Below are 25,786 nucleotides of genomic sequence, written 5' to 3'. Positions count from 1 at the left end.
AGAAATAATTAACCTAATTTTGCAAAGTATTCTAAAGTACGGATAAGTTGTGCAGTGTATGACATTTCGTTGTCATACCAAGCAACAGTTTTAACTAATTGGTGATCTCCAACAGTCATAACTTTAGTTTGAGTTTCGTCAAATAATGAACCGAAAGTCATACCAACGATATCAGAAGAAACGATTGCATCAGTGTTGTAACCGAATGATTCGTTTGCAGCAGCTTTCATTGCAGCATTTACTTCTTCAACTGTAACTTTTTTGTCTAATACAGTTACTAATTCAGTTAATGAACCAGTAGCAACAGGAACACGTTGAGCAGCTCCGTCTAATTTACCTTGTAATGAAGGTAATACTAAACCGATTGCTTTAGCAGCGCCAGTTGTATTAGGAACGATGTTTTCTGCAGCAGCACGTGCACGACGGAAGTCTCCACCTGGGTGAGGGCCATCAAGAGTCATTTGGTCACCTGTGTAAGCGTGGATTGTAGTCATAAGACCTTCAATAACACCAAATTTTTCTTCTAATACTTGTGCCATTGGAGCTAGACAGTTAGTAGTACATGAAGCACCTGAAATAACTGTTTCAGAACCATCTAAGATTTCGTGGTTTACGTTGTAAACGATTGTTTTCATGTCGCCTGATGCAGGAGCAGAAATAACAACACGTTTAGCGCCAGCTTTTAAGTGTAATTCAGCTTTTTCTTGAGTTGTAAAGAAACCAGTACATTCAAGAACGATCTCAACACCAAGTTCGCCCCATGGAAGTTCTTCAGGGTTACGGTTAGCAAGAACTTTTACTTCTTTACCGTTAACATTGAAATAACCATCATGAACTTCAACGTCACCGTCGAAACGTCCTTGAGTTGTATCATATTTTAATAAATGAGCCAACATTTTTGCGTCTGTTAAGTCATTGATTGCAACAACTTCAATACCTTCTACTGCTTGGATGCGACGGAAAGCTAAACGTCCAATACGTCCAAAACCATTAATACCTACTTTTACTGTCATAACTAGATTTCCTCCTTTAGGAATTCTTGATTTATTATTTATTTTAAAGGGTTACCCCTTTTAAAATCTGATTAGCTGCACCTTCATCTGTAATCAACCATGTTTGACTGGGTGCATTTTTCATATAAGCTTCAATTGCTGTTGCTTTTGATTTCCCACCAGCGATTGCTAGTACACAAGGAATTTTGGCTAAATCTTTTAATTGTAACCCGATGCGTGGGATTTTATAGACCACTTCACCTGATTGATTAAAGAAATACCCGAAAGCTTCACCAACTGCTGCTTGTTCTTTAATCAGAGTGAGAGCTTCTTCACTCATTCCTCTGCGTTCTGCCATTAATTTGGCATCTCCAATACTGTGTAACACACATTTAGCCTTAGTGACCATCTTCAAAGTGTTAAAGACAGCTGGTTCTTGGAGTAGTGGTTTATACGTTTCTTCACTGACTTGTTCTGGAACGTATAAAACTCGATTTTCGCCACCTGTGTTTTCAGCCATTTGGGAGCTGATGGTATTCGCTTGAATATTCACCGCTTCTCCAATGCCTCCTCTTGCAGGGACAAAGATCAGATGTCGATCGTTAGATAAAGCTTTTGTCATTTGGTCTGCAACTTTCGCCATTGTTGTTCCACCCATAACGGCAATAATATTGTCGCCACTTGGCAGTAAGAAATCCAATGATTCTGAGGTTGCATGCCCTAATTCTTCCATGACTTTCCTTTGTTCTTCACTATCGCCTGAGACAATTATACAATGTTCTATCTGAAAATAAGTCGCTAATTCTTTTTCTTTTTCTCGCATCCCTAACAATTGTCCCATCATTTGATCTAATTCGTGGTAGATTTCTTCACCAGTAGTTGTTAATTCCATTCCTACTTTTGAAGTTTTTATAATGTTTTGCTTTTTTAAAAAATCTGTTTCAGTACGTAGAACACGTTCTGTTACATTCATTTTCCCAGCTAAAACACGTCTACCGACTGGTCCCAATAAATAGATATTGCGCAGAATCTGATAACGTTCTCGAAGAGTCTCCATGATATCAGGTGCTACTTTTTCAATAATAGATAATACATCTTGCTGCATAAGAGTGCCTCTTTCTTCCTTGGTCGTTTAGCGACCATGTAAGTCGTTTTGCGACCCTGAGTGCTTAAAAAAATGAAGAGATCCTTAATGAAACAAAAACATTCATTTGACTGTCTGTAGGTTTGTTGTCATTTGTCGCAGTATTTCGCCTACCGCTTCCATCTCTTACACTAATCATTTTAACAGCTTACACGCTATCTTTCAACTATAAAGTGCTTATTTTTTTATTCCTAAAAAAAAAATTAATATTTGTGTCTAGCTTGTGACTAAATTATTTTGTTTCTTTGTAAACTATTTCTTATTTTGTAACTAAACTTAAAATTAAAACCTGTTCTTTCTTATAAATAGAATAAGAAATCAACAGGTTTTTTTATTAGTCAAATCGTTTTCGCTTAGAGGAAGATGGAATGCCTAGGATATCCCGATATTTCGCAATCGTTCTTCTAGAGACCTCAATCCCTTCCTCTTTTAATTGTTCTACTATTTTTTGATCGGATAAGGGTTTGCGTTTATCTTCATTTTCTACACATGAGGCGACTCTTTTTCGAACGGAATCTCCTGAAATTTCTGATTCGTCTGTAGAATTTTGTGTTTTTGATTGTTGCGCTTTCAATGAATTTGTGAAGAAACTTTTTAATTCGAAAATGCCAAAACTAGTCTCTAAATATTTGCCATTAACAGAGCGACTTACTGTTGACTCATGAATATCAAGTTTTTCGGATATCTCTTTTAAAGTTAACGATTTGATTGGATGTTCAGGGTTCAAGAAGAATTCTTTTTGACGCTCAACAATCGCTGTCCCTACTCGAACAATGGTTTCCCCTCTTTGTTGCAAGCTTTTTTGAATCCATTCATACTCATTAAATTTATCCTTCATAAATCGTCGGACATCTTTGTCTTCAAATCGAGACATTTCTTGATAATAGTCTTTTTGAAAATGAACGACTGGTAAGCCTGTTTTAGCTGATAATACTTTGATTTCATTCTCTTTTGTGACACGAATAACTAAGTCAGGACGGATGTATTGTTCTTTTGTACCGTCATATAAAGCGCCTGGGCGTGGATTCAAGGTCTGAATATAATCTGAAATTTCTTGAATTTCAGCCAAACTAATATCGAACTTTTTCGTAATTTCTTTCCATTTACGATTTGCAAAATTTTCAAATTCTTCCTCTACTATCACATAGGCCATATTGGGGGCAAAGTCGTCTCGTTCAATTTGTAACATCAAACATTCTTGTAAGTTTCTCGCGCCTACTCCTGCAGGATCTAATTGTTGCAGCAAGGTTAAGGCATCTAATATTTGGATTTCTTGCGCCCCTGTTGTTTTTGCAGCCTCTGATAATTCTATTTTTAAATAGCCATTATCATCGATATTTTCAGTTAAAAAGAAAACCAATTCTCTTAAATAAGTGTCTCTCATTGTTAAATGGATTTGTTCCAATAAAAATTCAAATAAGGAAATGCTAGTATCTGGTACTTGATTCAAATAATTAAACTCTTCGTTATGTTGATAGTTCATTGTACTTTTTACGGGTTGAATAGCTGCCTCAGCATCATAATCCCTTTCAACGGTTACTTCGATTAAAGGATTTTCTAGCGCCTTTTGCTCTAAAAAGCTGGCTAGTTCTTCTGTATTGTATTGTAGCATTTGAATGGATTGCTGTAATTGTTGTGTCATCGCCATTTTTTGGACTTGTCTTTGTTGTTGGCTAAACTTTTGTTCAAAATTCACAATCATTCCTCCTTCATGTCCTTTCAAAATCTTCACTGCTATCATACCATATTTTGAAATTGAAAAGGAATTCATCTTTTTATGTGCAGCTTATAATTAAATCTTGTCTTTTCAACTAAATTCAGCTAAACTATAGTAGTTGATTTAGTCTCCTTAGTGTAATGGATATCACGTAAGATTCCGGTTCTTGAAATGAGGGTTCGATTCCCCCAGGAGACATACAAAACAGAGAACAGATTCCTGTTCTTTTTTGTGTCAGTCACTATTTAACAAAAAGAAATTTTAAAATGAATAAAATTATCAAGTTAGAAGCTGATTATTTAGTCGTTGCAAAAGAAGATGGCACTACCATTCGTGTTCCATTAGAAACAATCGATTTTGACGCAGATGTTGGGGACTTAGTTGAAATTTATTATGATGGTCCAAATGTCATTCTACATAGGCCTGAACCAAAAAAAGAAACCCTTCAAGACCGTATTAATATCAACAGTGTGAATGAAACTTCTCAAGCGCAAGCTCAAGAACAGGGTCAAGTTCAACAAACTCCACAATATAGCCAAGTTGGGAAATGGGGCAATAAATGGATTTATGTGCTTTTAGCTATCTTCCTTGGTGGATTTGGTGTTCATAAGTTTTATGCTGGAAAATCTGGTGCTGGAATGACATTTTTAATTTTCTGTTGGACTGGTATCCCTGCTATAATTGCTTTTTTTGAAGGTATCTTTGCCGCTTTCAAACCAGAAGATGCAAATGGAAATATTTTTATTCAATAATTTAAAGGTTTTATAAATAGCTTATTTAAAGGATTTTCTTTAAATAAGCTATTTTACTTAGTAAAGGAGGCTAGTTTTATGACAAAAATTACGATTATTGGTCCTTCAGGGTCGGGGAAATCAACCTTAGCTAAACAACTAGGGGATTTTTATGAGGTTCCTGTCATTCATTTAGATTCACTTTATTTTAATCCAAACTGGCAAGAAATTGGCAAAACTGCTCTTCTAGAAAAGGTAACCCCTCTTATTCATTCAACTCAACATTGGATTATTGAAGGCAACTATTCAATCACTTGGCCTATCCGTTTCAACAATAGTGATACTATTATTTTTCTAGATTTCTCAAGATTTGTTTACATTCGCCGAATTTTAAAGCGCTCTTTTATCTATCACGGAAAAGTAAGACCAGATATGGCAGATGGTTGTCCTGAACGTTTTAATTTAGACTTTTTAAGATTTGCATGGAATTATCCTACAAGACGAAAAGAAACACTAAAACAATTAGCCCATATTCCTAAAGAAAAAATTTTAACCTTTCATCATCCAACCGAATTAAAACACTACCTAGCTTCTTTAATGAATTGATTTCTACCTCATTTTTGCAACTAATGGTTAATCAAACAAAACATTTGACCTTAGTTGACCATTAGAGTAAAATACAATTAGTAACGGTTTTGCTTTTTATGTTACAATTACCATGAATTTAAACCTTTAAAGGAGGAAATACAATATGAATTTAGTACCTACAGTCATTGAACAATCATCTAGAGGAGAACGCGCATATGATATTTATTCTCGTCTATTAAAAGACCGAATCATTATGTTAAGCGGACAAATTGATGATAACGTAGCAAATGCAGTTATCGCACAATTGTTATTCTTAGATGCACAAGATTCTGAAAAAGATATTTACATTTACGTCAACTCACCAGGTGGTAGCGTTACTGCTGGGCTAGCAATTTACGATACTATGAACTTCATCAAAGCTGATGTTCAAACAATCGCAATGGGAATGGCGGCTTCAATGGGAAGCTTCTTGTTAACAGCTGGTGCAAAAGGCAAACGTTATGCATTGCCAAATGCAGAAATTATGATTCATCAGCCATTAGGTGGTGCTCAAGGTCAAGCAACTGAAATTGAAATTGCTGCGCGTCACATATTAAAAACTCGTGAACGTTTAAATAAAATCTTGGCAGATCAAACTGGTCAACCAATTGAAGTTATCGAACGCGATACAGACCGTGATAACTTTATGAGTGCTGAAGAAGCAAAAGCTTATGGTTTAATCGATGAAATTATGGTTAACAGCTCTTCATTAAAATAATTTTTTAGTAAAGCTTGTAAAACGATTTTGTTTTACAGGCTTTTTTGCTACCCTTGTATGTCTATCCGCGGTATAATTAAATTATGGAACTATTGAAGGAGGAATTGATTTATGGATATCAGTAAAATTAAAGCAAGCGAAGTTGGAACCGAATTTGGGTTTAAAATTGGTGCAAAAGACGCTCCTGTTAAAGTAATCGAATTTATCAATATTCGTTGTCCTTATTGCAAGAAATGGCATGAAGAATCAAAAGCTGTGTTAACAAAATTTGTTGAAGAAGGAAAAGTTCAACGAATTATTAAACATTTTGATAAAGAAAAACCCTCTTTACAAAAAGGAAATGTTTGTCATCATCATTTAGACTATCAAAATCCTGAAAAAGCGCTAAAAGATATTGACTTCCTTTTTGAACATCAACACCAATGGGGTGACCTAACCAATGAAGAAGTCGCAACTTATGTTGAAGAGAAATTAGGTCTTAAAAATCAACCTAATGAAGCTCAAATCAACGGAATTATTGCTGAAGCTGAAGCAGCAAATATCTTCTTTGTTCCAACGGTTATTGTGGGGGATCATATTTTTGATGAACATATCACACCAGATGAGTTAACCACTTTAATTGAAAAAGAACTTACAAAATAAAAAGAAACAAGCGATTACTCAATCGCTTGTTTCTTTTTTATCTCCAACCACGTAAATATTGAACGGGTGTTTTCAGTTGATCTTTTGCATTCAATTCAATGGCAACCTCTCGAACCCAAAAAGGATTACGTAACAATTCTCGCCCAATAACCACCAAATCTGCTCGACCATTTCCAATTACTTCTTCTGCTTGTGCTCCATTTGTAATTAATCCTACTGCTCCTGTCGCAATGCCAACTACTTTACGAATTTCTTCGGCATAATGCACTTGATAGCCAGGAAATATTTTTGTCGGTTGAACATTTACTAAGCCTCCTGTAGAGACATCAATCAAATCAATACCTGCATCTCTCATCCATTTTCCAATCATTAAATAATCTTCAAGGTGAGCGCCATCTGCTTGGTAATCTTCTGCAGAAATTCGAACAAATAAAGGTTTCTCCCATAACTCTCGAACTTCAGCAATGATTTGACTTAAAAAACGATAACGGTTGCCAATCGGTCCACCATACTGATCTGTTCGCTTGTTCGTCAACGGGGATAAAAATTGATTAATCAAATAACCATGTGCTCCATGAAGTTCAATCACGTCAAATCCTGCTTTTTGACACCGGATAACGGCATCTTTAAAAGCTTTTACAATCTCCGTAATTTCATTTTCAGATAATGATTCTGGTTCTTGATAGGCTTCACTATAGGCAATACTTGATGGTGCTACAATTGAATCAGGCACATCTGCTTTTCGTCCTGCATGATTTAATTGAATCCCTATTTTTGCACCCATTTCATGAACATGATCAACTAATTTTGTTAAACCTGCAATATGATCATCTGACCAAATGCCTAAATCCTCCTGTGAAATTCGACCATTTGGCAATACTGCTGTAGATTCAACCATAATTAATCCTACTTGACCAAGAGCTCTTGTTCCATAGTGAGTTAAGTGAAAATCAGTCACTTTTCCATCTTGTTCAAAAACAGAATACATACACATCGGTGACATCATTACTCGGTTTTTAAATTCTACTGATTTTATTGTATAGGGCGCTAATAATTGTGACTTCATACTTGATTTCCACCTTTCTTTTATCCTTTGCTAACTGTGCTTTTTGCTTTTAAATTTTCTGCTACTTCATTTAACTTACGCAATCGATGGTTGATACCCGATTTGCTGATGGCACCACTTGGAATCATTTCTCCCAATTCCTTTAAGGTTACTTCTGGATACTCTAAACGAACCAAAGCAATTTCTCTTAATTTTTCTGGAAGTTTATCTAATCCCATCATCTCATCAATAAACCGTATACTTTCAATCTGCTTTCCTGCTGCATCAATTGTTTTATTTAAATTTGCATTTTCGCAATTCACTAAACGATTGACAGAATTCCGCATATCTCGAACGATTCGTACGTCTTCAAACTTCAACATACCTGTAGTTGCACCAATCAACGCAAGAAAATCTGCTATTTTTTCAGCTTCTTTTAAATACGTGATATACCCATTTCGGCGTTCTAACGTTCGTGCATTTAACTCAAAATAGTTCATCATTTGGCAAATATCATTGTTGTGTTCTTCATAGATGGAATAGATTTCTAAATGATAACGGCTTGTTTCAGGGTTATTAACCGAACCACCTGCCAGAAATGCCCCCCTTAAATAAGAACGAATTTTTTGAGGGTTTGTAATAATCTCATCTGCAATATGAGCATGAAAAAGTAGACCATCCATAATATTTAAGTCGGATAAAACTTCTTTTGTTCCTTGTTTTAAACGTACAATATAGACATTATTTTTTTTTAATTTCATTTTACGACGAACCAACAGTTCACTTTCCACTTCAAAATGATCTTTTAGTAAGACATAAATTCGTCTGGCAATCGCTGCATTTTCAGTTTGAACATTTAAAATAAACTTTTGATTCACTAAACTAACCGCACCATTCATGCGAATCAATGCTGCCAATTCAGCTTTTGCATGCTCTTTATGAACTTCTAATGTCGTTAGTTCTTTTTTGACATCTGAGGCATAGGACATATTAGACAGCCTCCTTTCTTTAAACGACCTTTTTAATTTTTCGCACCAAATACAAGACGCAGTAATTCTTCTACAACTTTTTCTCCATCATGAAAGACCCCTTGATCTCTGAGTTTCAAGAAGTCAGCCGAAATTACGCGACAATTTTCATTTCGCAAGCCTTCAAAATCATGTGTGACTTGAACGAGGTATTCGTCATAGCGCTCTTTGTCCATGTAATCTTCTGGAACATGTTCGGTATTCACTAAAATTGTATCAATAAATTGATTGCCTAAATGTTTGTGCAATACCTTGATGTGATCTGCATCGGAAAAATTTTCTGTTTCTCCTAATTGCGTCATAATGTTACAGATGTAGACAACTTCTGCTTTTGTATTTACAACCGCTTCCCCTAAATCTTGAATCATTAAATTGGGTAAAATACTCGTAAATAAACTACCTGGACCTAATACCACCATATCCGCTTCTAAAATTGCATCAATTACTTGTCTAGCAGCTTTAGAATCGTGGTTCGTTTCAGTTGGTGTTACATATACCCGATTAATGGTTTTACGGTCGTGGGCAATTTTAGATTCTCCAGAAACCCTAGTTCCATCTTCAAACTCCGCATGTAAAATCAACGGCTCTTCTGAAGCTGGGTACACTTGACCATCAACACGCATCATTTCAGCTAATAGTTGAATCGCTTCAAAGACATTCCCTTTCATCTCTGTAATTGCTGCAATAATCAAATTTCCAATCGCATGTCCCGCTAAAAAGTGATCGTCACTATCAAAACGATATTGGAAAATTTCTTCTTGCAGTTTAGGTAAATCAGATAATGAAACGAGAACATTTCGAATATCCCCTGGTGGGACTACATTCACATAATCTCTAATCGTCCCACTGCTGCCTCCATCATCAGCAACCGTTACGATTGCTGTAATATCTGCAGACTGTGCTTTTAAATTTTTTAAAATAACAGGTAGGCCCGTCCCGCCTCCTAGTACAACAATTTTAGGTCTTCGATTGCGTTTAGGAACCATCATGAACGATTGACACTTTCCTTACGTTTATCTTTATCTCGGTGTGTAATATTGACTTTATAGTCATCGGCAATCAGTTGACGTCCCACTCGTTCAGTTAAAGCAACGGAACGGTGTTGCCCTCCTGTACAGCCAATCGCTATCGTTACATTATTTTTACCTTCTTTTTTATACCCAGGCAAAACATATAACAATAAATCAATAAATTTACGATAAAATTGTTCTGTTTCTGGTTGCTGCATCACGTAATCATATACTGGTTTATCTAAACCAGTTAAAGGACGTAGCGTATCGATATAGTGAGGATTTGGTAAGAAACGGACATCCATTACAACATCGGCGTCAATCGGTAACCCATATTTAAAACCAAATGAAATGACCTCAACTCTAAATAAGTTGGTGTCTTCTGTTTTAAAATTTGAAATAATTTCTTCTCTTAATTGACGTGGCGTTAAGTGTGAAGTATCAATCACTAGCTGCGCTCTTCCTTTAATTTCATTAAGCAACTCACGTTCACTACGAATGCCATCCATCACTCGACCATCCCGTGCCAACGGATGAGCACGTCTTGTTTCTTTATATCTTGAAACTAAAACTGCATCCTCTGCCTCTAAAAACAAAATTTTCGTTGTAATAAAGGACGTATTGTCCATACTTCCAATTGCAGTTAAAATTTCATCAAAAAAAGCTCTTGAACGAAGGTCAATTACTAAAGCAATTTTTGTTAATTTTCCTGATTCTTTTACTAATTCCCAAAATTTAGGCAATAAACTGGGTGGCATATTATCAACACAAAAATACCCCATATCTTCAAAACTCTGCATTGCCACAGTTTTACCTGCGCCGCTCATTCCTGTAATAATTACTAATTGAAGACTATCTACCATCATCAGTCACTCCTTTTCAAAACGATTACTCGTTTATTCTTTAATTTCTATTATAACATACCGGGTGTATCACGTATACTTAAGAAGTTTTTTTTCATTTCGTTAAAAGAAGCGTAGTCTTTAAAAGACTACGCTTCTTAATCCCCTTCTTTATTACGCAATAATCGCTTGAATGCTTGCTTCAAAATCTGCTACTTTATTCGCTACTTTTTCAGCTGTATCTGCTACTGCACCAATATAAAACTTAATTTTCGGTTCTGTTCCAGATGGACGAATCGCAATCCAACTGCCATCTTCTAATTGATATTTTAAAACGTTAGATGTCGGCATGTCAATCGGCTCTACTTTTCCGTCTTGGAATGTTCTCGTTTGATTGCCAAAGTCCTCAGAACTTACAACAGCAATACCTGCAAATTCTTTTGGTGCTTCTGCACGACATTTTGCCATCAAAGCTTGAATTTTAGCTGTTCCTTCAATTCCTGCCATTGTAACTGAGATTGTTTTTTCTTCAAAATAGCCGTATGTTTGATAAATTTCTTGTAAGCCATCATACATTGTTTTTCCTTGTTTTTTATAGAACGCAGCAACTTCTGCTACCAATACTAAAGCTTGAATGGCATCTTTATCGCGAACAAATGGTTTTACTAGATAACCATAGCTTTCTTCAAATCCAAATAAAAAGGTTTGACTATGATCTTCTTCATATTGTTTGATTTTTTCTGCAATAAATTTAAACCCTGTTAAAACATCGATCATTTTAATTTCAAAGCTTTCTGCAATTTTCGTTGCTAACTCGCTTGAAACGATTGACTTTAATACAGCACCATTAGCAGGCAATGTTCCGGCTTCTTTTTGAGCTGTTAATAAATAGTGCAACATTAATGACGCAATTTGATTTCCTGATAACACTTCATAATTTCCAGCAGGCATTTTCACTGCAATCCCTAGACGGTCTGCGTCTGGATCTGTTGCAACTAAAACATCTGCTCCTTCTTTTTCACCTAAGCGAATCGCATATTCAAAGGCACTATGCTCCTCTGGATTTGGTGATTTGATGGTCGGAAAACTAGGATCAGGAATCGCTTGTTCTGGAACTACCGTAATGCCTTCAAATCCAGCATTTTTTAGTGCACGTTCTCCTAGCATTTGACCCGTTCCATGAAGAGGAGTAAAGACAAGCTTCATTTCTTTGCTCATTTCTTTTACTAATTCAGGATTCACTGTCACTGTTTTCACTAATTCAAGATAAGGTGCATCAATGTCTTCACCAAGTATGGTTAATAAACCAGAATTTTTCAACTCTGTTTCACTTAACACCTCAATTTCTAAGCTATTGTCAATTTCACGAACAAATGTTGTTAAAGCATCCGCTTCTTTAGGTGGCATTTGCCCCCCGTCTTCACCGTAAACTTTGTACCCATTGTATTCAGCAGGATTGTGACTTGCTGTAATCATGATTCCTGCATAGGTTTTCAATTCACGAACGGCAAAAGAAAGTTCTGGCGTTGGACGTAAGCTTTCAAATACAAACGCTGGAATGCCATGTTTGCCTAATGTTTTAGCTGCCTCCATTGCAAATTCAGGTGATTGATGACGTGAGTCATAAGCAATAGCTACTCCTCTTTTTTTCGTCTCCTCACCTAAGCTGTCCATAAATGAAGCCAAACCTTCCGTTGCTTGACGAATGGTGTAGATGTTCATCCGATTAATTCCTACTCCTAAAACACCTCGCATGCCTGCTGTTCCAAATTCTAATGGTGCGTAAAAAGCATCTTCCAAAACTGTATCATTGTTCTCTAATTCTATTAATTCTGCTTTTAACTTATCTTCTAATGCTTCATAGTTTTTCCAAGTTTTATAAGTATTCTTCCAAGTCATTTCTGAAATCATCCTTTTTTAGTATTTTCTAGTTACTTCCTTCAATAACAGTTAATCATTTAGATTATATCACTTCTTGCATAGGCTTTCACTCATTTTGGAGAAATTTCAAAAATCTTATGTTTTAGTTACAAAAAAAGAACCTTTAGAGAACTAAAGATTCTTTGTGTCCGCATTTTTATTTTTCTAAACTTTCTTTTAATTCTTCTACGTATTTAAAGACAGCTTGTCCTGCTTGACCGCCATCGCCAACAGCGGTAGTAACTTGACGTAATGTTTTTTGACGAACATCGCCAACAGCAAAAATACCTGGAATTGCTGTTTCCATCTCATCATTCGTAATAATCCAGCCTTCTTCATCTGTAATTCCTAAGTTTTTAAAAGAATTTGTTTGAGGTAAAATACCTACATAGATAAACGCTCCATCAGCGGTAATTTCTTTCGTTGAACCATCTTTTGTATCAACTAAAGTCGCTCCCGTTACTTTCATGTCATCTCCATGAATTTCGGATACTGTTGCGTTCCATATAAAGTCAACTTTTTCATTTTTAAATGCACGGTCTTGTAATATTTTTTGAGCACGTAACTCACCGCGACGATGAACAATCGTTACTTTACTAGCAAATTGAGTTAAATACGTTCCTTCTTCAACCGCCGAATCTCCGCCACCAATTACAATCAATTCTTTATTTCTAAAGAAGGCACCATCACATACTGCACAATAAGACACACCGCGTCCGTTGTATTCATTTTCGCCAGCAACTCCTAGTTTACGATGTTCTGCTCCAGTAGCGATAATAATTGCACGTGTTTTATATTCTTTTCCGCCTGCTGTAATGGTTTTATATTCTTTTCCATCTTGTATTTCTTGAACGTCTCCATAGGCGTATTCAGCACCAAATTGTTTTGATCCTTCAAACATTTTATCCGATAATTCAGGTCCTAAAATACTTAAAAACCCTGGATAATTTTCAATCTCAGCTGTATTAATCATTTGACCACCTGGAACGCCTCTTTCAAGCATCAAGGTTGATAAGTTTGATCTTGATGCATATAGCGCTGCTGTCATTCCTGCTGGACCTGATCCAATAATGACCACATCATAAATTTTTTCATTTGATTCCATGTTTTCGCTCCCTTTACTTCTCGATTCTTACTGCTATTCATCTACTTTAATATGAATGGAAGCATTCGTCTACTAATTTGCTTACAAAAAATTAGTACCCTTTCAATTCCATTTCTAAAGTTTGCTTTAATTCAGTTGCTTCTTCAATAAAATCACCGGCAGGATCTTCTTTTAAATACATTTTTACTAATTCCAATGCTTCCTCTAAGTCCTCTAAAAAAGCATAATTGTTTGCTTGAAAATAATAAGCTTCACTAAAAATGTCGCCACTTTCTTCAATCAATGTATCTAAAATAGCAATGGATTCATTAAATTCACCGGCGTGCTGATGGCAAATGGCTAGTTGGCAAAGAGCAAAAATTTTTTCTTCCTCTGTTTTACAAAGTGTCGCTGCACGATTTAAATATTTTTTAGCCTTGAGGATATCGTTTTTTTGAAACGCCGCAATCCCTAAACTAAAGTAATATTCACTTGATGGGAAAAACTCAATAATCGGTGCTCGCTTATTTTCAGAATCAGACATCTTTTCGCCTCCTTTTTTGAACTTTGTCTTTAAGTATAACACAGACATTTCAGGTGGGATAGCACCTATTTTGGATTCCTGTATTCATGATGGAGAAAATTATTTTGCGAAAAAAAGAAAAATGTCCATTGTTTCTTTTTCGCATTTAACATACACTTAAAAAATATTGTTTTTAAAGTAATTCTACTCGTAATTTTACTTAAATTCAGCTATTATATCTGCAAGTCAATTAAAATCATAAAGGAGGTCCCTATGGTCAAAAAGAAGCGTCTTCATTCAGATAATGAGCTCATTAGTTTAAGTTGGCCAATTTTTGTGGAACTTTTTTTAAGGGTTATTATTGGAAATATTAATGTACTAATGATTTCAAAATATTCAGAAAGTGCTGTGGCTGCTATTGGTGCATCCAATCAAATCTTGAATCTAACCGTATTTATTTTTGGATTTGTAAGTGTCGGAACTCAAATTATCATTGCCCAATTAATTGGTGCAAAAAGAAGAGAACGAATCCAATCGGTGATTACTACGTCTTTAACTGCGGCTTTAGTTCTTGGTTTTTTAATCAGTACCATTTTTATCTTCTTTTCAACTTATTTCCTCCAATGGATGCAACTAAGTCCTGAATTAGTTGAAATAGGGGCTGGCTATTTGAAAATATTTGGTGGCGGAATGTTTTTAACTTCTCTGACAACTACTATGATTGCGATTATGCGTAGTCATGGTTTTACAAAACCTGCTTTACTTGTTCCTCTATTTGCAAGTATTATTGCAGTTATTGGAAATTTCTTTGCTTTGTATGGCCCCTTTGGCTTACCTATTTTCGGTGTTCCAGGCATGGCTGTTTCAAGTATTGTTGGGAATTCTGTAGGTTTAGTTATCGCAATTTATTTGCTCCACCGCCATGTTCGTTATCGCATTTCATTTACAAATTTTAAAGATTTTTCTTTTAAAAATTTAAAATCGGTTTTAAGTTACGGGCTCCCTTCTTCAGGAGAAGCTCTTTCCTATCAAGCAGCGCAAGTTGTTGTCACAACGATTGTTGCAACCTTAGGACAAGATGCATTAGTAGCCAAATCTTACGTTAACGCAATTACTCAATTCGTCTCACTTGCTGCAGCTTCGCTAAGTCAAGGAACACAAATTATGATTGGTCGGCATGTTGGTGCTGGCGAAATTGATCGTGCCTACCGCCGAGGCATTCGTAGTGTGAAAATAGGCGTTGTTCTATCTGTTGTTATTACCTTTTTAATTTGGTTATTTATTACACCGATTATGGGCGTTTTCACTTCCAGTCTGACCGTTCTAGTGATTGCGAAACAGGTTTTCTTAGTCGATATCTTTTTAGAAGCCGGGCGAGCTGTCAATATGATTTTGGTTGGCGCTTTAAATGCGAGTGGCGACGTGAAATATCCGTTGATTTGTAGTATTATTGTCCTCTGGATTATTAGTTTACCCTTCTCTTATTTACTAGCCATCAAATTTGGACTTGGTTTAGTTGGCGTTTGGTTAGCCTATGCAATCGATGAAATTTTGCGAAGTTTATTGATGCTTTATCGTTGGAAATCAGATGTTTGGAAAAGTAAGTTTAAATTATCTGATTAAAAAAAGGACTGGCTAATTGATTAAATTAGCCAGTCCTTTTTTAGTTAACTTCGTTTATTATTTTTTCTTCGGAGCTTTATCTACTTTTTCAGCTTCTTTAGCGTCTTCATTAGCTAATTCGCTGCCTAATTGAATAATGTATTCACGTAATGAATTTTTCACTTCAGGATGTTTCAGACCATATTGGATGCTTGTTTTTAAGAAACCAAATTTATCGCCAACGTCATATCTTGTGCCTTTAAATTCATGTGCAAAAACGCGTTGTGTTTTATTTAATGTGTCAATGGCATCCGTCAATTGAATTTCATTTCCTGCTCCAGGAGCTTGATTTTCTAAGATTTCAAAAATTTCTGGTGTTAATAAATAACGACCAATAATAGCTAAATCACTTGGTGCATCTTTTGGATCTGGTTTTTCAACAAATTTACGTACATGGAATAATCCTTTTTCTACTTCCATTTCAGGATCAATAATGCCGTATTTTGAAGTATCCTCATGAGGAACTTTCATCACAGCAATATTTGAAGCATGTGTTTTTTCGTAACCATCCATTAATTGTTTCGTTAATGGGACAGTATCCTCCATCAAGTCATCACCTAGCATTACGACAAAAGGCTCATTGCCAACAAATGCCTTCGCTTGTAAAACAGCATGACCTAATCCTTTGGGATAAGATTGACGAACAAAGTAAAGATTCAATCCTGTTGTTTCTTCAACTAATTTTAATAGTTCAAGTTTATCTTTTTCTTTTAAATTTGCTTCTAATTCTGGATTTGAGTCAAAATGATCTTCAATTGGACGCTTGCTTTTCCCTGTCACAATTAGAATATCTTCAATTCCTGAATTAATCGCTTCTTCTACAATAAATTGAATGGTTGGTTTATCTACAATTGGCAACATTTCCTTTGCCATTGCTTTTGTTGCGGGTAAAAATCGTGTTCCTAATCCAGCAGCTGGAATAACTGCTTTTCTTACTTTTTGCATTTTATTTCCTCCTAATAATAGTTTTGTATCAATTTAGCCTTCTGCTTTTCCATCTCTTGTCATTAAATTAGAAACAACTTCTTTGACATCTGTCTTATTGTATAAAACATCATAGATTGCTTCTGTAATTGGCATTTCAATATTTTTTTGTTTTGCTAACTCATATGCTGCTTTCGTTGTGGAAACTCCCTCAACAATCATCCCCATGTTATCTAATACTTCTTGTAGGTTATGACCTTTTCCAAGTAAATCGCCTGCCCGCCAGTTTCTTGAGTGTACGCTCGTACAAGTCACAATCAAATCCCCCACACCACTTAATCCAATAAAGGTCAGAGGTTGCGCTCCAAAAGCAACACCTAAGCGACTAATTTCAGCAAGTCCTCGAGTCATTAAAGCTGCTTTTGCATTATCTCCGTACCCTAATCCATGAAGCGCTCCAGCTCCAACAGCGATAATATTTTTCAAAGCTGCTCCCATTTCAACACCAATAATATCTTCATTGGTGTATACACGGAAATAGCGATTCATAAATAAGGACTGAATGAATGCTGCTCCTGCCGGATTAGTAGAAGCTGACGTTATCGTCGTAATGTCCTTAACTGCTACTTCTTCCGCGTGACTAGGACCAGACAAAACAACAACGGCCGTTCTCAATTCAGATGGAATTTCCTCTTCTAGTACTTCCGAAATTCGTTTATGTGTTTCTTGTTCTAGACCTTTACTAGCATGAGCAATTATAACAGGCGAAGTTAATACATCTGCTAGCTGACTTGCAACTGAACGCATAGCTTTTGTTGGAACAACCAAAAGCACAACATCAACACCTTCAACGGCTAATTGTAAATCTGTAAACCCTTTGATGCTTTTTGATAATTGAATTTCCGGTAAATAACGGGCATTACAATGATCGTTATTAATTGCACTCATTTGTTCGACATTATTTCCCCACAAACGAACGTCATGACCATTTTCATCTAGTACCATTGCAAGGGCCGTACCCCATGATCCTGCACCAAGTACAGCGATTTTCTTCGACATATTCAATCTCCTTTAATTCTTGCTTTATTTCTAATTACATAATCAGCTAAATCCGTCATAGACGTGACGGTTACATCTGGGTGGTACGGTTTAATTTCTGCTAGTGTTTTTTCTGACCATTCTACAAAAACTGATACAATCCCAGCATTGTTGGCAGATTCAATATCATGAGAATTGTCCCCCACCATAATTGCTGTTTCGAAATCGACCTTTAACTGCTCAAGAGCCACATAGATAGGCTCAGGATCTGGTTTTGCTTTTTTATAGTCTAAGCCACCTACAATCACTTCAAAGTACTCTTTTAAATTTAAAAGATCCAACCCCCTTAGCAACACGTCATTTCGTTTGCTTGAAACAACTGCTAATCGAATACCTGCAGACTTTAACCGATCTAAATTTTCAGCAACACCTTCAAAAATCGTTACCATCTCATCATGATGTGTTTCATTAAAGTGTCTATATTTAGCAATCATCGTTTCTTTTTCCAACGGATTCAACTTACCGTAGACCATCTCTAAAGTAGGTCCATTAAAGGCTCGAACACTTTCTAAATCATACTCTCCTGGAAAATACTCTTCCAAAACGGCTAAGTGTGACTGACTAATCAATGCATTCGTATCTGCTAACGTACCATCAAAATCAAATAACACTGTTTCAATTGACACTTGTAACCCTACTTTCTTGCCTTAACTTAAATAGAAGTAACGCCATCTAAATAATAAGGGTTTTCTGGATATTTTTTTCTGCGGTAATACCATAACACAATTGCACCTACAAATAAAACAACTGACAATAATTGTGAGACACGAATCGTCTGTAGCAACATCAAACTATCTGTCCTCAAACCTTCAATAAAGAAACGACCGAATGAGTACCATATGACATAGCTTAAAGCAACTTCTCCACGTTTTAATAAATGGAATTTCTTTCTAAGAATCACTAATAGCACAAATCCAATCACATTCCATAAAGATTCATAAAAAAAGGTCGGTTGATAATAGATTCCGTCAATTTTCATATTGTTGATAATAAACGAAGGCAAATGTAAATTTTCTAAAAAAGCTCTTGATGTTTCTTCTCCATGGGCTTCTTGATTAATAAAGTTTCCCCAACGTCCAATTGCTTGTGCAATTAAAACACTAGGTGCTGCAATATCTAATACTAGCCAAAATGGCAAGCCTCTTTTTTTAGTAAACCAGTAAACCGTCAACCCTCCAGCAATCAAACCTCCATAAATGGCAATGCCACCATTCCAAATCGCAATAATTTCTGAAGGATGTGCAACGTAGTAACGCCATTCAAACGCAACATAATAGATTCTAGCCCCTATAATCGAAATTGGCAATGCCCACAACATCATATCAATCAAGTCGTCGCCCTTAATCCCTAATTTTTCCGACTCATGAGTGCTCATAAAAATAGCCAATAAGACAGCCGATGCAATAATAACACCATACCAATGAACTTCTAACCCGCCTAGTGAAAAGGCGATTGGATTGATTGCACCTAATAATAGATTCATGCTATATTCTCCATTCTTATTTGTCCTGAGAGTTTTTCTCAATCAAAATTTCTAGATTTTTTTCAAAGGTTTTCGTAGCATCATAGCCCATACTCTTCGCTCTAAAATTCATTGCTGCTACTTCAATAATAATCGCTAAGTTACGACCGGTTTTAACTGGAATCGATATTTTAGGAACGTCTACGTCAAAAATACGTGTGATTTCTTCTCCGCCACCAAGACGATCAAATTTCTTCTCTTTTGTCCACGTTTCTAAATTCACGATTACTTGAATCGTTTTACTACTACGAACAGCTCCCGCCCCAAATAAATTCATCACATCAATAATACCGATGCCTCGAATTTCAATAAGATGGCGTAGAATATCAGGTGATTCTCCAACAACTGTCTGTTCATCTTGTTGATGAATTTCAACACGATCATCTGCTACCAGACGATGTCCACGTTGAATTAATTCAAGAGCAGTTTCACTTTTCCCAACACCGCTATCCCCTGTAATTAAGACTCCTAGTCCATAAACATCAATTAAAACTCCATGCATGGAAATCCGTTCTGCTAGTTTACCTTCTAAGAAATTTGTTACATTACTTGATAACCTTGTGGTCGTTAATCGTGACAAAATCAAAGGAATTCCAGCTTCTGTAGTCGCTTGAACCAATTCCTTTGGCGGAACTAAGTCTCTTGATAAAATAAACGCAGGCGTATTGGGCTGACACATTCTTCTCATGACAATAAGACGCTCTTCACTGGTCATTCTTTCTGAAAAAGACGTTTCAGTTTTTCCAAATAACTGAACTCGTTCTTGTGGATAATAATTAAAATAACCTGTTAACTCTAATCCTGGTCGTGAAACATCGCTAGTCGTAATCAAACGATCTAGATGTTCTTCTCCGTTATGTACATCTAAACGAAGCGTATCCACTAATTCTCTTACCGTTACACTACTAGTCATCGTTTTTTCTCCTCTTCGCAAATAAGCTTGTTTCTGTCTATCTTCCATTTTAACATTATATTGAATTTCTTTAAAGGTTTATCAATACTGATTTAATGAACACTTAAAATTTTCTTATTATACAAACAAAAAAAGCATCGAAATCCATCGATGCTTTAAATTGATACCCCTATTCGGTTGAAACTCGACTTGAGATAAATAAATTTGCAAGTGATAATAAAATCGCCACCCACATTGCTGTGCCAAATGTAGCAAAATGAAATCCGCTACCTACAATTGCAGCTGTTAACTTCAACATAAACGCATTGATCACAATACTAAAGAATCCTAATGTTAAAAAAGTAATTGGCAAGGATAAAATGCTTAAGATCGGTTTGATCGACATATTTAAAACAGCTAAAACTAAACTAGCTGCTAACGCTATCCAAATACTCTCAACATAAAATGTTGCTCTGAAAAAACCTGATAATGCTAAGAACAACAAAGCATTAACCAAAACACCCTGCCAAAATTTCATTAGAAATCACTCCAGTCATCATCTTCAACTTTCTCTGCTTCTTTGCGTTTTTCTTGTTTCACTTTTTTTTTGCCATGATAGTCTTCATAATTCGTTGAATAGTAACGATTTCCATAATTAGAATCTGTTGTATCGCGTTTTGGTTCAGGGATACAGATTGCTAAAATGATGTATAGAATAACTGGTGAACCAAAGCTAAAGAATGCAGCAACAACAAAAATAATTCTTAAGATTGTTGCGTCAATTCCAAAGTACTCAGCAATCCCACCTAATACCCCACTTAAAACTCTATCTTTTCTTGATTTTGTTAATTTTTTCATTTGTGCCACCCTCTTTAAATTTTGATATAAAGACTGGGGGAAAAAGCTCCCCCAATTTTCTTACTGATCCGTGTCTTTAATTAAGATACTTCCCGTTGTTGTTGATAATTTTACAACCAATGTATCTTCATTTGCCACACGTCTAAACTCTAATAATTGATTTGTACGATCTTTTTTCTCTTTAACTACTTCAATATTTTCTAAACGGCTTTGAATTGAGCCTAAATTACTCTTTGCATTTCCTTCAATACTGATTGCTCGTGGTAACGCAACTTTGACTGTTCCATTTACAGAACTTGCTTCAAGACGTTTCAAGTCATCTCCAGATAAGGTTACCTTAATAGCACCATTGACCGTTGATAAATTACCACTTTTCACATCTCCGCGAGCAACAATTTCTCCATTGATACTGTGAACCAAAAGATCTCGCACAGTGCTCTCAATTACTGAAACATTGCCATTCACACCATCTGTTTCAAGCATAGTTGCAGTTAAACGATCAAAAGTTATATTTCCATTTGTGCATTTTACGTAGATATCTTTTCCTTCAAATTCTTCAAACTTCACATTTCCATTTAATAATTTCAATGCTGTATGATCGTAGGTTCTTTCTGGTAGATAGAAAACTAAATCACAACGAATGCGTTTGTTAGGTACATGGAAGAGCAAACTTTCATCATTGACTTCAATTGTGCTTCTTTCTAAGAAAGCTTCAAAGGGATTTTCAACATCCATTTTTCCATAAATTTTAATAGACGCTTCAACCTTGATGTCTTGACTGTCCCAATTTTTAAAGACTACATCGCCATTGGCTACTTTCACATCAATGATAGAAGCAGCACTTTCTGGATAGTTAAATTCATGATCGAACTTCGTAGCTGCGATTCCTGGTACGCGAATATTCACGTCTTTCCAGTCAATATTTTCCATCACGGTATTAAAGGTGTCTTTCATAAATTTACCAAATTGTGTGCTCGCTTCGGTTACTTTTTCACCTACTTGATTCATTGTTTCAGTAGCGGATTCTTTCCAATCATCTGGCAATTCAAATTTGTCAGTAATTGTTTTTTTATGTGTTCCCCACTGTTTTCTTTTAATATTTTTAAGTTTATCTTCAAGAATCGTTTTTTCTTCTTCTAATGAAGTTACTTCTTCTTCTAATGCTGTAATTTCATCTTCAAGAATCGTTGTTCTTGCTTGATCCTCTTCAGTTAATGTTTCAAGTTCTTCTTTTGTTTCTATAACCATCATTTCTTCTTTTTTCAATTTAATTTGATCGGTTAATTCTTTAATTGATTGATTGGTTTGATCTAACTCTACTGAATATCCAGAGGCTTCATTTGCCAACTCTTCGAGAATTGCTTCTAAGCGGTCGTGATCTTCCTTTTGTTCTTTTTCTAAACGTGCACGCCCTTCTTCTACTGATTCAGCTGCATCCGATAAAACTGGTTCAGGGTTTTCTATTTCTGCTTCTGGTTCAGTTGGTGGAATTGGTTTTTGAACATTTGACTGATCTTTTTTCACCGCTTCTTTGCCTTCTTTTTTAGCTGCACTTTCCAATAAGACTAATGCTTCTTCAGTTGAAATGATTCCTTGTTTCACTAATTCTAAAATTCTTTCTCTTTCTTTCATGTTGATTTCCTCCTTCATTCTTTCCTATCTATTTATCATTTGCGGACGATTGAAATACTGATGCAAGATTCATTTGTCTTGCTATACTCATATTATGCCTTTCTTTTGGTAAATTGTCATAGGACTTAAGAACGATTTATCATTCAACATATAGTCTGAACTTCTATTAATTAACCTTTTCTACACTAATTAGTTTACCATTTTAACGATGAAAAATAAAAAAATCGGTTTATAAATGAAAGGGCTGTGTATTTGCGAATACTCTTAATACAACGAAAAAACTTCCTTAAAGCTACAAAAGCTTTAAAGAAGTCTCTTGATTAATTTTTCATACGAGCCTTGTCTCGCTCTAGAATTGCTGCCAAATATTTTCCAGTATAACTTTCTTTTACTTTAATGACCTCTTCAGGAGTTCCCTTGGCTACTAGTGTGCCGCCACCCGCACCGCCTTCTGGGCCTAAATCAATCAAGTAATCTGCTGTTTTAATAACATCTAAGTTGTGTTCGATTACAAGCACCGTATTACCTGATTCAACTAAGCGGTTCAAGACGACTAAAAGACGCGCGATATCATCTGTATGCAATCCTGTTGTTGGTTCATCTAAAATATAAAAACTTTTACCATTTGATTTTTTATGCAATTCACTAGCTAATTTCATTCGTTGCGCTTCCCCACCAGAAAGAGTTGTTGCAGGTTGACCCAGTGTTACGTAGCCTAATCCAACATCCACAATCGTTGCTAATTTGCGATGGATTTTTGGAATATGCTCAAAGAATTTTACGGCTTCTTCAACTGTCATGTTTAAAATTTCAGAGATATTCTTACCTTTATAATGAACTTCTAATGTTTCAGAATTATATCTTGTTCCATGACAAACCTCACAAGGAACGTAAACATCTGGTAAAAAATGCATCTCAATTTTTAAAATTCCATCTCCACGACAAGCCTCACAGCGGCCACCTTTTACATTAAAACTAAAACGGCCTTTTTTATAGCCACGAATTTTCGCTTCATTCGTTTGTGCAAATAAATCACGAATATCATCAAATACACTGGTATATGTCGCTGGATTACTCCTTGGCGTACGGCCGATTGGACTTTGATCGATATCAATTACTTTTTCTAGCTCTTCATAGCCTGTTATTTTTTTGAACTTACCTGGCTTCGCTTTTGTTCGTGTCAGTTCTTTTGATAAAGCTTTCTTCAAGATACTATTTACTAGTGTACTTTTTCCTGAACCTGACACACCAGTAACCGCAACAAAACGTCCAATTGGAAAGTCAACGGTTAAGTTTTTCAAGTTATTTTCCGTAGCGCCAGTAACTCGTATTTTCCCTTTATTTTCTTTCCGTCTTTTTTCTGGGATTGGAATAAATTTCTTACCCGATAAATACTCACCTGTTAAAGAATTGGGATTTCTTTCGACTTCTGCTGGTGTCCCGGCAGCCATAATCTCCCCACCACGTTCGCCAGCGCCAGGTCCGATATCAATTAAATAGTCTGCCTCACGCATGGTATCTTCATCATGTTCTACAACAATTAGTGTGTTCCCTAAATCTCGCATTTTTTTCAAGGAACCAATCAAGCGATCGTTGTCCCGTTGGTGAAGACCAATAGAGGGTTCGTCAAGAATATAAAGAACTCCTGACAAATTTGAACCAATTTGTGTAGCCAACCGGATCCTTTGTGCTTCTCCACCAGATAATGTGCCCGCAGTTCTACTTAACGTTAAATAGTCTAATCCGACATTTTCCAGAAATCTTAATCGTGAATGAACTTCTTTCAAGATGGGTTTTGCAATCATTTCTTCTTGATTGGACAATGTTAAATGGTCAAAGAATTCAACAGCATCTCCAATTGCGTATTCACAAACTTGTCCGATATCCGTTCCATTGACTTTAACAGACAACGCTTGGCGATTTAAACGATAACCGTTACAAGTTTGACAAGGCAACTCCGTCATATACGTACGCATTTGCTCCCTTGTAAAATCACTATTGGTTTCATCATGTCTTCGAGAAATATTGCGAACAACGCCTTCAAAAGGAACATCCACGTCACGAATCCCACCAAAATCATTTTCATAATGGAAGTGAAATAACTTACCATCTGACCCATTCAGAATCAACTCTTTTGCTGATTCTGGCAATTTTTCAAAAGGTGTGTCTAAATCAATTTTAAAATGAAGACAGGCTTGTTCTAACATTTGAGGGTAATAATTAGAACTAATTGGATTCCAAGGAGCAATGGCGCCTTCTCTAAGTGTTTTCTTTTTATCGGGAATAACTAAATCCAAATCAACTTCTAATTTCATTCCTAAGCCGTCACATTCTGGACAAGCTCCAAATGGTGCGTTAAAAGAGAATAAACGAGGTTCTAATTCTCCAACTGTAAAGCCACAATAAGGACATGCATAGTGTTCACTAAATAAAATTTCTTCTTCACCTATCACATCTGCAACGGCGTAACCTTCTGCCAAACGCAATGCTGCTTCAAATGAATCAAATAAACGTGAACGAATGCCTTCTTTAACAACAATACGGTCAATGACAATATCAATATCATGTTTTTTGGTTTTTTCAAGCTCGATTTCATCAGAGATATCATACATTTCTTTATCGACACGAAGACGAACATAACCTTCTCGTTTAATCATATCGAATACTTTTTTATGTTGTCCTTTTTTTCCTACAACAACAGGTGCTAATATTTGAATCTTTGTTTTTTCAGGTAGCTCTAACACACGATCCACCATCTGTTCAACGGTTTGGCTGGTAATCTCGGTTCCATCATTTGGACAAATTGGATGCCCTACTCGAGCATACAGTAAACGCAGATAATCGTTGATCTCAGTGACTGTTCCAACAGTTGAACGCGGATTTCGACTAGTGGTTTTTTGATCGATTGAAATAGCAGGGCTTAGTCCATCAATGCTGTCTACATCTGGTTTATCCATTTGGCCTAAAAATTGCCGTGCATATGCAGACAAGCTTTCAACATAGCGTCTTTGTCCTTCTGCATACAAAGTATCAAATGCCAGTGAGCTTTTTCCAGATCCTGAAAGTCCAGTTAAAACGACTAACTTATCACGAGGAATCGTAACATCAATGTTTTTTAAATTATGAGAACGTGCGCCATGAACGGTAATTTTATCATTTGCCATTTGTTTACTTC

At 35.9% G+C, this 25,786-nt stretch carries 24 protein-coding genes and 1 tRNA gene; 6 read left to right on the top strand and 19 right to left on the bottom strand.

The annotated features are described in order from the left end of the window. Nucleotides 1-8: 8 nt before the first annotated feature. The 3 genes from gap to rpoN form a co-directional block, all read right to left on the bottom strand. Nucleotides 9-1,013 carry a type I glyceraldehyde-3-phosphate dehydrogenase gene (gene gap / locus CDIMF43_RS04695; RefSeq protein WP_109841314.1) on the bottom strand — a complete coding sequence of 335 codons (1,005 nt, stop codon included), beginning with the start codon at nucleotides 1,011-1,013 and terminating at the stop codon, nucleotides 9-11. Between the two features lie 43 nt (nucleotides 1,014-1,056). After that, nucleotides 1,057-2,097 (bottom strand): sugar-binding transcriptional regulator, encoded by a 1,041-nt coding sequence (locus CDIMF43_RS04690; protein ID WP_074401401.1) that lies wholly within the window; start codon nucleotides 2,095-2,097, stop codon nucleotides 1,057-1,059. Between the two features lie 373 nt (nucleotides 2,098-2,470). Further along, nucleotides 2,471-3,832 carry an RNA polymerase factor sigma-54 gene (gene rpoN / locus CDIMF43_RS04685; RefSeq protein WP_109841313.1) on the bottom strand — a complete coding sequence of 454 codons (1,362 nt, stop codon included), beginning with the start codon at nucleotides 3,830-3,832 and terminating at the stop codon, nucleotides 2,471-2,473. Between the two features lie 147 nt (nucleotides 3,833-3,979). Between rpoN and CDIMF43_RS04680 the strand changes: the two genes are divergently transcribed. The 5 genes from CDIMF43_RS04680 to CDIMF43_RS04660 all read left to right on the top strand — a co-directional run bounded on the left by CDIMF43_RS04680 (nucleotide 3,980) and on the right by CDIMF43_RS04660 (nucleotide 6,571). Then, nucleotides 3,980-4,051, top strand: a tRNA-Arg gene (locus CDIMF43_RS04680). A 68-nt stretch (nucleotides 4,052-4,119) separates the two neighbouring features. Further along, nucleotides 4,120-4,605: an NINE protein gene (locus tag CDIMF43_RS04675; RefSeq protein ID WP_109841312.1), complete on the top strand. Its 486-nt coding sequence runs from the start codon at nucleotides 4,120-4,122 to the stop codon at nucleotides 4,603-4,605. Between the two features lie 78 nt (nucleotides 4,606-4,683). Next, entirely contained in the window at nucleotides 4,684-5,190 is a 507-nt protein-coding gene (locus CDIMF43_RS04670; protein WP_109841311.1) for a P-loop NTPase family protein, read from the top strand. A 145-nt stretch (nucleotides 5,191-5,335) separates the two neighbouring features. After that, the gene (clpP, locus tag CDIMF43_RS04665; protein ID WP_034571350.1) at nucleotides 5,336-5,929 is read left to right on the top strand and encodes an ATP-dependent Clp endopeptidase proteolytic subunit ClpP; all 594 of its coding nucleotides are present in this window, start codon (nucleotides 5,336-5,338) and stop codon (nucleotides 5,927-5,929) included. A 111-nt stretch (nucleotides 5,930-6,040) separates the two neighbouring features. Next, the gene (locus CDIMF43_RS04660; RefSeq protein WP_074401397.1) at nucleotides 6,041-6,571 is read left to right on the top strand and encodes a DsbA family protein; all 531 of its coding nucleotides are present in this window, start codon (nucleotides 6,041-6,043) and stop codon (nucleotides 6,569-6,571) included. A gap of 37 nt (nucleotides 6,572-6,608) precedes the next feature. Here the strand turns inward: CDIMF43_RS04660 and namA are convergent, their stop codons facing one another. From namA to CDIMF43_RS04625, 7 genes are all read right to left on the bottom strand, one after another. Continuing rightward, entirely contained in the window at nucleotides 6,609-7,637 is a 1,029-nt protein-coding gene (gene namA / locus CDIMF43_RS04655) for an NADPH dehydrogenase NamA (protein WP_109841310.1), read from the bottom strand. Between the two features lie 20 nt (nucleotides 7,638-7,657). Then, on the bottom strand, nucleotides 7,658-8,605 hold the full coding sequence (whiA, locus tag CDIMF43_RS04650) for a DNA-binding protein WhiA (RefSeq protein ID WP_074401395.1): 948 nt from the start codon (nucleotides 8,603-8,605) through the stop codon (nucleotides 7,658-7,660). A gap of 32 nt (nucleotides 8,606-8,637) precedes the next feature. Further along, the gene (locus CDIMF43_RS04645) at nucleotides 8,638-9,633 is read right to left on the bottom strand and encodes a gluconeogenesis factor YvcK family protein (RefSeq protein WP_109841309.1); all 996 of its coding nucleotides are present in this window, start codon (nucleotides 9,631-9,633) and stop codon (nucleotides 8,638-8,640) included. Continuing rightward, nucleotides 9,630-10,517, bottom strand: a complete 888-nt coding sequence (gene rapZ / locus CDIMF43_RS04640; RefSeq protein WP_074401393.1) for an RNase adapter RapZ — start codon at nucleotides 10,515-10,517, stop codon at nucleotides 9,630-9,632. Before rapZ ends, CDIMF43_RS04645 begins: the two co-directional genes overlap by 4 nt. 153 nt (nucleotides 10,518-10,670) lie before the next feature. Further along, a complete protein-coding gene (locus CDIMF43_RS04635) occupies nucleotides 10,671-12,395 on the bottom strand; it encodes a phospho-sugar mutase (RefSeq protein WP_109841308.1) in 1,725 nt (574 codons plus the stop codon). 178 nt (nucleotides 12,396-12,573) lie between these two features. Beyond that, on the bottom strand, nucleotides 12,574-13,521 hold the full coding sequence (gene trxB, locus CDIMF43_RS04630) for a thioredoxin-disulfide reductase (RefSeq protein WP_074401391.1): 948 nt from the start codon (nucleotides 13,519-13,521) through the stop codon (nucleotides 12,574-12,576). Nucleotides 13,522-13,612: 91 nt separating this feature from the next. Continuing rightward, a complete protein-coding gene (locus CDIMF43_RS04625; protein ID WP_074401390.1) occupies nucleotides 13,613-14,044 on the bottom strand; it encodes a tetratricopeptide repeat protein in 432 nt (143 codons plus the stop codon). A 252-nt stretch (nucleotides 14,045-14,296) separates the two neighbouring features. Between CDIMF43_RS04625 and CDIMF43_RS04620 the strand changes: the two genes are divergently transcribed. Then, on the top strand, nucleotides 14,297-15,646 hold the full coding sequence (locus CDIMF43_RS04620; protein WP_109841307.1) for an MATE family efflux transporter: 1,350 nt from the start codon (nucleotides 14,297-14,299) through the stop codon (nucleotides 15,644-15,646). A gap of 57 nt (nucleotides 15,647-15,703) precedes the next feature. Here the strand turns inward: CDIMF43_RS04620 and galU are convergent, their stop codons facing one another. The 9 genes from galU to uvrA all read right to left on the bottom strand — a co-directional run bounded on the left by galU (nucleotide 15,704) and on the right by uvrA (nucleotide 25,775). Continuing rightward, a complete protein-coding gene (gene galU, locus CDIMF43_RS04615; RefSeq protein WP_074401388.1) occupies nucleotides 15,704-16,630 on the bottom strand; it encodes a UTP--glucose-1-phosphate uridylyltransferase GalU in 927 nt (308 codons plus the stop codon). A gap of 33 nt (nucleotides 16,631-16,663) precedes the next feature. Then, complete coding sequence (locus CDIMF43_RS04610) at nucleotides 16,664-17,668, bottom strand: NAD(P)H-dependent glycerol-3-phosphate dehydrogenase (RefSeq protein WP_109841306.1); 1,005 nt, start codon at nucleotides 17,666-17,668, stop codon at nucleotides 16,664-16,666. 2 nt (nucleotides 17,669-17,670) lie between these two features. Further along, the gene (gene ppaX / locus CDIMF43_RS04605; RefSeq protein WP_109841305.1) at nucleotides 17,671-18,333 is read right to left on the bottom strand and encodes a pyrophosphatase PpaX; all 663 of its coding nucleotides are present in this window, start codon (nucleotides 18,331-18,333) and stop codon (nucleotides 17,671-17,673) included. Between the two features lie 26 nt (nucleotides 18,334-18,359). Continuing rightward, complete coding sequence (gene lgt, locus CDIMF43_RS04600) at nucleotides 18,360-19,190, bottom strand: prolipoprotein diacylglyceryl transferase (RefSeq protein WP_109841304.1); 831 nt, start codon at nucleotides 19,188-19,190, stop codon at nucleotides 18,360-18,362. Between the two features lie 16 nt (nucleotides 19,191-19,206). Next, complete coding sequence (hprK, locus tag CDIMF43_RS04595) at nucleotides 19,207-20,142, bottom strand: HPr(Ser) kinase/phosphatase (RefSeq protein WP_074401384.1); 936 nt, start codon at nucleotides 20,140-20,142, stop codon at nucleotides 19,207-19,209. A 169-nt stretch (nucleotides 20,143-20,311) separates the two neighbouring features. Further along, a complete protein-coding gene (locus CDIMF43_RS04590) occupies nucleotides 20,312-20,659 on the bottom strand; it encodes a phage holin family protein (RefSeq protein ID WP_074401383.1) in 348 nt (115 codons plus the stop codon). Further along, nucleotides 20,659-20,979 (bottom strand): PspC domain-containing protein, encoded by a 321-nt coding sequence (locus CDIMF43_RS04585; RefSeq protein ID WP_074401382.1) that lies wholly within the window; start codon nucleotides 20,977-20,979, stop codon nucleotides 20,659-20,661. The genes CDIMF43_RS04590 and CDIMF43_RS04585 overlap by 1 nt, the downstream gene beginning before the upstream one ends. A gap of 60 nt (nucleotides 20,980-21,039) precedes the next feature. Then, on the bottom strand, nucleotides 21,040-22,611 hold the full coding sequence (gene liaX, locus CDIMF43_RS04580) for a daptomycin-sensing surface protein LiaX (protein ID WP_109841303.1): 1,572 nt from the start codon (nucleotides 22,609-22,611) through the stop codon (nucleotides 21,040-21,042). A 320-nt stretch (nucleotides 22,612-22,931) separates the two neighbouring features. After that, nucleotides 22,932-25,775: an excinuclease ABC subunit UvrA gene (uvrA, locus tag CDIMF43_RS04575; RefSeq protein ID WP_074401380.1), complete on the bottom strand. Its 2,844-nt coding sequence runs from the start codon at nucleotides 25,773-25,775 to the stop codon at nucleotides 22,932-22,934. Between the last annotated feature and the right edge of the window lie 11 nt (nucleotides 25,776-25,786).

It is taken from the genome of Carnobacterium divergens, assembly GCF_900258435.1.
Taxonomy (GTDB): domain Bacteria; phylum Bacillota; class Bacilli; order Lactobacillales; family Carnobacteriaceae; genus Carnobacterium; species Carnobacterium divergens_A.
The sequence above is the reverse complement of the archived record's forward strand: the minus strand, read 5'-3'. Positions and strand labels throughout refer to the sequence as shown.

What these genes read in the sequence shown, in the direction of transcription:
- CDIMF43_RS04635 (WP_109841308.1), bottom strand. Translation starts at nt 12,395, where the DNA reads ATGACTTGGAAGAATACTTATAAAACTTGGAAAAACTATGAAGCATTA.
- clpP (WP_034571350.1), top strand. Translation starts at nt 5,336, where the DNA reads ATGAATTTAGTACCTACAGTCATTGAACAATCATCTAGAGGAGAACGC.
- CDIMF43_RS04645 (WP_109841309.1), bottom strand. Translation starts at nt 9,633, where the DNA reads ATGATGGTTCCTAAACGCAATCGAAGACCTAAAATTGTTGTACTAGGA.
- namA (WP_109841310.1), bottom strand. Translation starts at nt 7,637, where the DNA reads ATGAAGTCACAATTATTAGCGCCCTATACAATAAAATCAGTAGAATTT.
- CDIMF43_RS04585 (WP_074401382.1), bottom strand. Translation starts at nt 20,979, where the DNA reads ATGAAAAAATTAACAAAATCAAGAAAAGATAGAGTTTTAAGTGGGGTA.
- gap (WP_109841314.1), bottom strand. Translation starts at nt 1,013, where the DNA reads ATGACAGTAAAAGTAGGTATTAATGGTTTTGGACGTATTGGACGTTTA.
- CDIMF43_RS04620 (WP_109841307.1), top strand. Translation starts at nt 14,297, where the DNA reads ATGGTCAAAAAGAAGCGTCTTCATTCAGATAATGAGCTCATTAGTTTA.
- trxB (WP_074401391.1), bottom strand. Translation starts at nt 13,521, where the DNA reads ATGGAATCAAATGAAAAAATTTATGATGTGGTCATTATTGGATCAGGT.
- hprK (WP_074401384.1), bottom strand. Translation starts at nt 20,142, where the DNA reads ATGACTAGTAGTGTAACGGTAAGAGAATTAGTGGATACGCTTCGTTTA.
- rapZ (WP_074401393.1), bottom strand. Translation starts at nt 10,517, where the DNA reads ATGGTAGATAGTCTTCAATTAGTAATTATTACAGGAATGAGCGGCGCA.
- whiA (WP_074401395.1), bottom strand. Translation starts at nt 8,605, where the DNA reads ATGTCCTATGCCTCAGATGTCAAAAAAGAACTAACGACATTAGAAGTT.
- CDIMF43_RS04610 (WP_109841306.1), bottom strand. Translation starts at nt 17,668, where the DNA reads ATGTCGAAGAAAATCGCTGTACTTGGTGCAGGATCATGGGGTACGGCC.
- CDIMF43_RS04660 (WP_074401397.1), top strand. Translation starts at nt 6,041, where the DNA reads ATGGATATCAGTAAAATTAAAGCAAGCGAAGTTGGAACCGAATTTGGG.
- CDIMF43_RS04670 (WP_109841311.1), top strand. Translation starts at nt 4,684, where the DNA reads ATGACAAAAATTACGATTATTGGTCCTTCAGGGTCGGGGAAATCAACC.
- CDIMF43_RS04675 (WP_109841312.1), top strand. Translation starts at nt 4,120, where the DNA reads ATGAATAAAATTATCAAGTTAGAAGCTGATTATTTAGTCGTTGCAAAA.
- galU (WP_074401388.1), bottom strand. Translation starts at nt 16,630, where the DNA reads ATGCAAAAAGTAAGAAAAGCAGTTATTCCAGCTGCTGGATTAGGAACA.
- liaX (WP_109841303.1), bottom strand. Translation starts at nt 22,611, where the DNA reads ATGAAAGAAAGAGAAAGAATTTTAGAATTAGTGAAACAAGGAATCATT.
- lgt (WP_109841304.1), bottom strand. Translation starts at nt 19,190, where the DNA reads ATGAATCTATTATTAGGTGCAATCAATCCAATCGCCTTTTCACTAGGC.
- uvrA (WP_074401380.1), bottom strand. Translation starts at nt 25,775, where the DNA reads ATGGCAAATGATAAAATTACCGTTCATGGCGCACGTTCTCATAATTTA.
- CDIMF43_RS04625 (WP_074401390.1), bottom strand. Translation starts at nt 14,044, where the DNA reads ATGTCTGATTCTGAAAATAAGCGAGCACCGATTATTGAGTTTTTCCCA.
- CDIMF43_RS04590 (WP_074401383.1), bottom strand. Translation starts at nt 20,659, where the DNA reads ATGAAATTTTGGCAGGGTGTTTTGGTTAATGCTTTGTTGTTCTTAGCA.
- CDIMF43_RS04690 (WP_074401401.1), bottom strand. Translation starts at nt 2,097, where the DNA reads ATGCAGCAAGATGTATTATCTATTATTGAAAAAGTAGCACCTGATATC.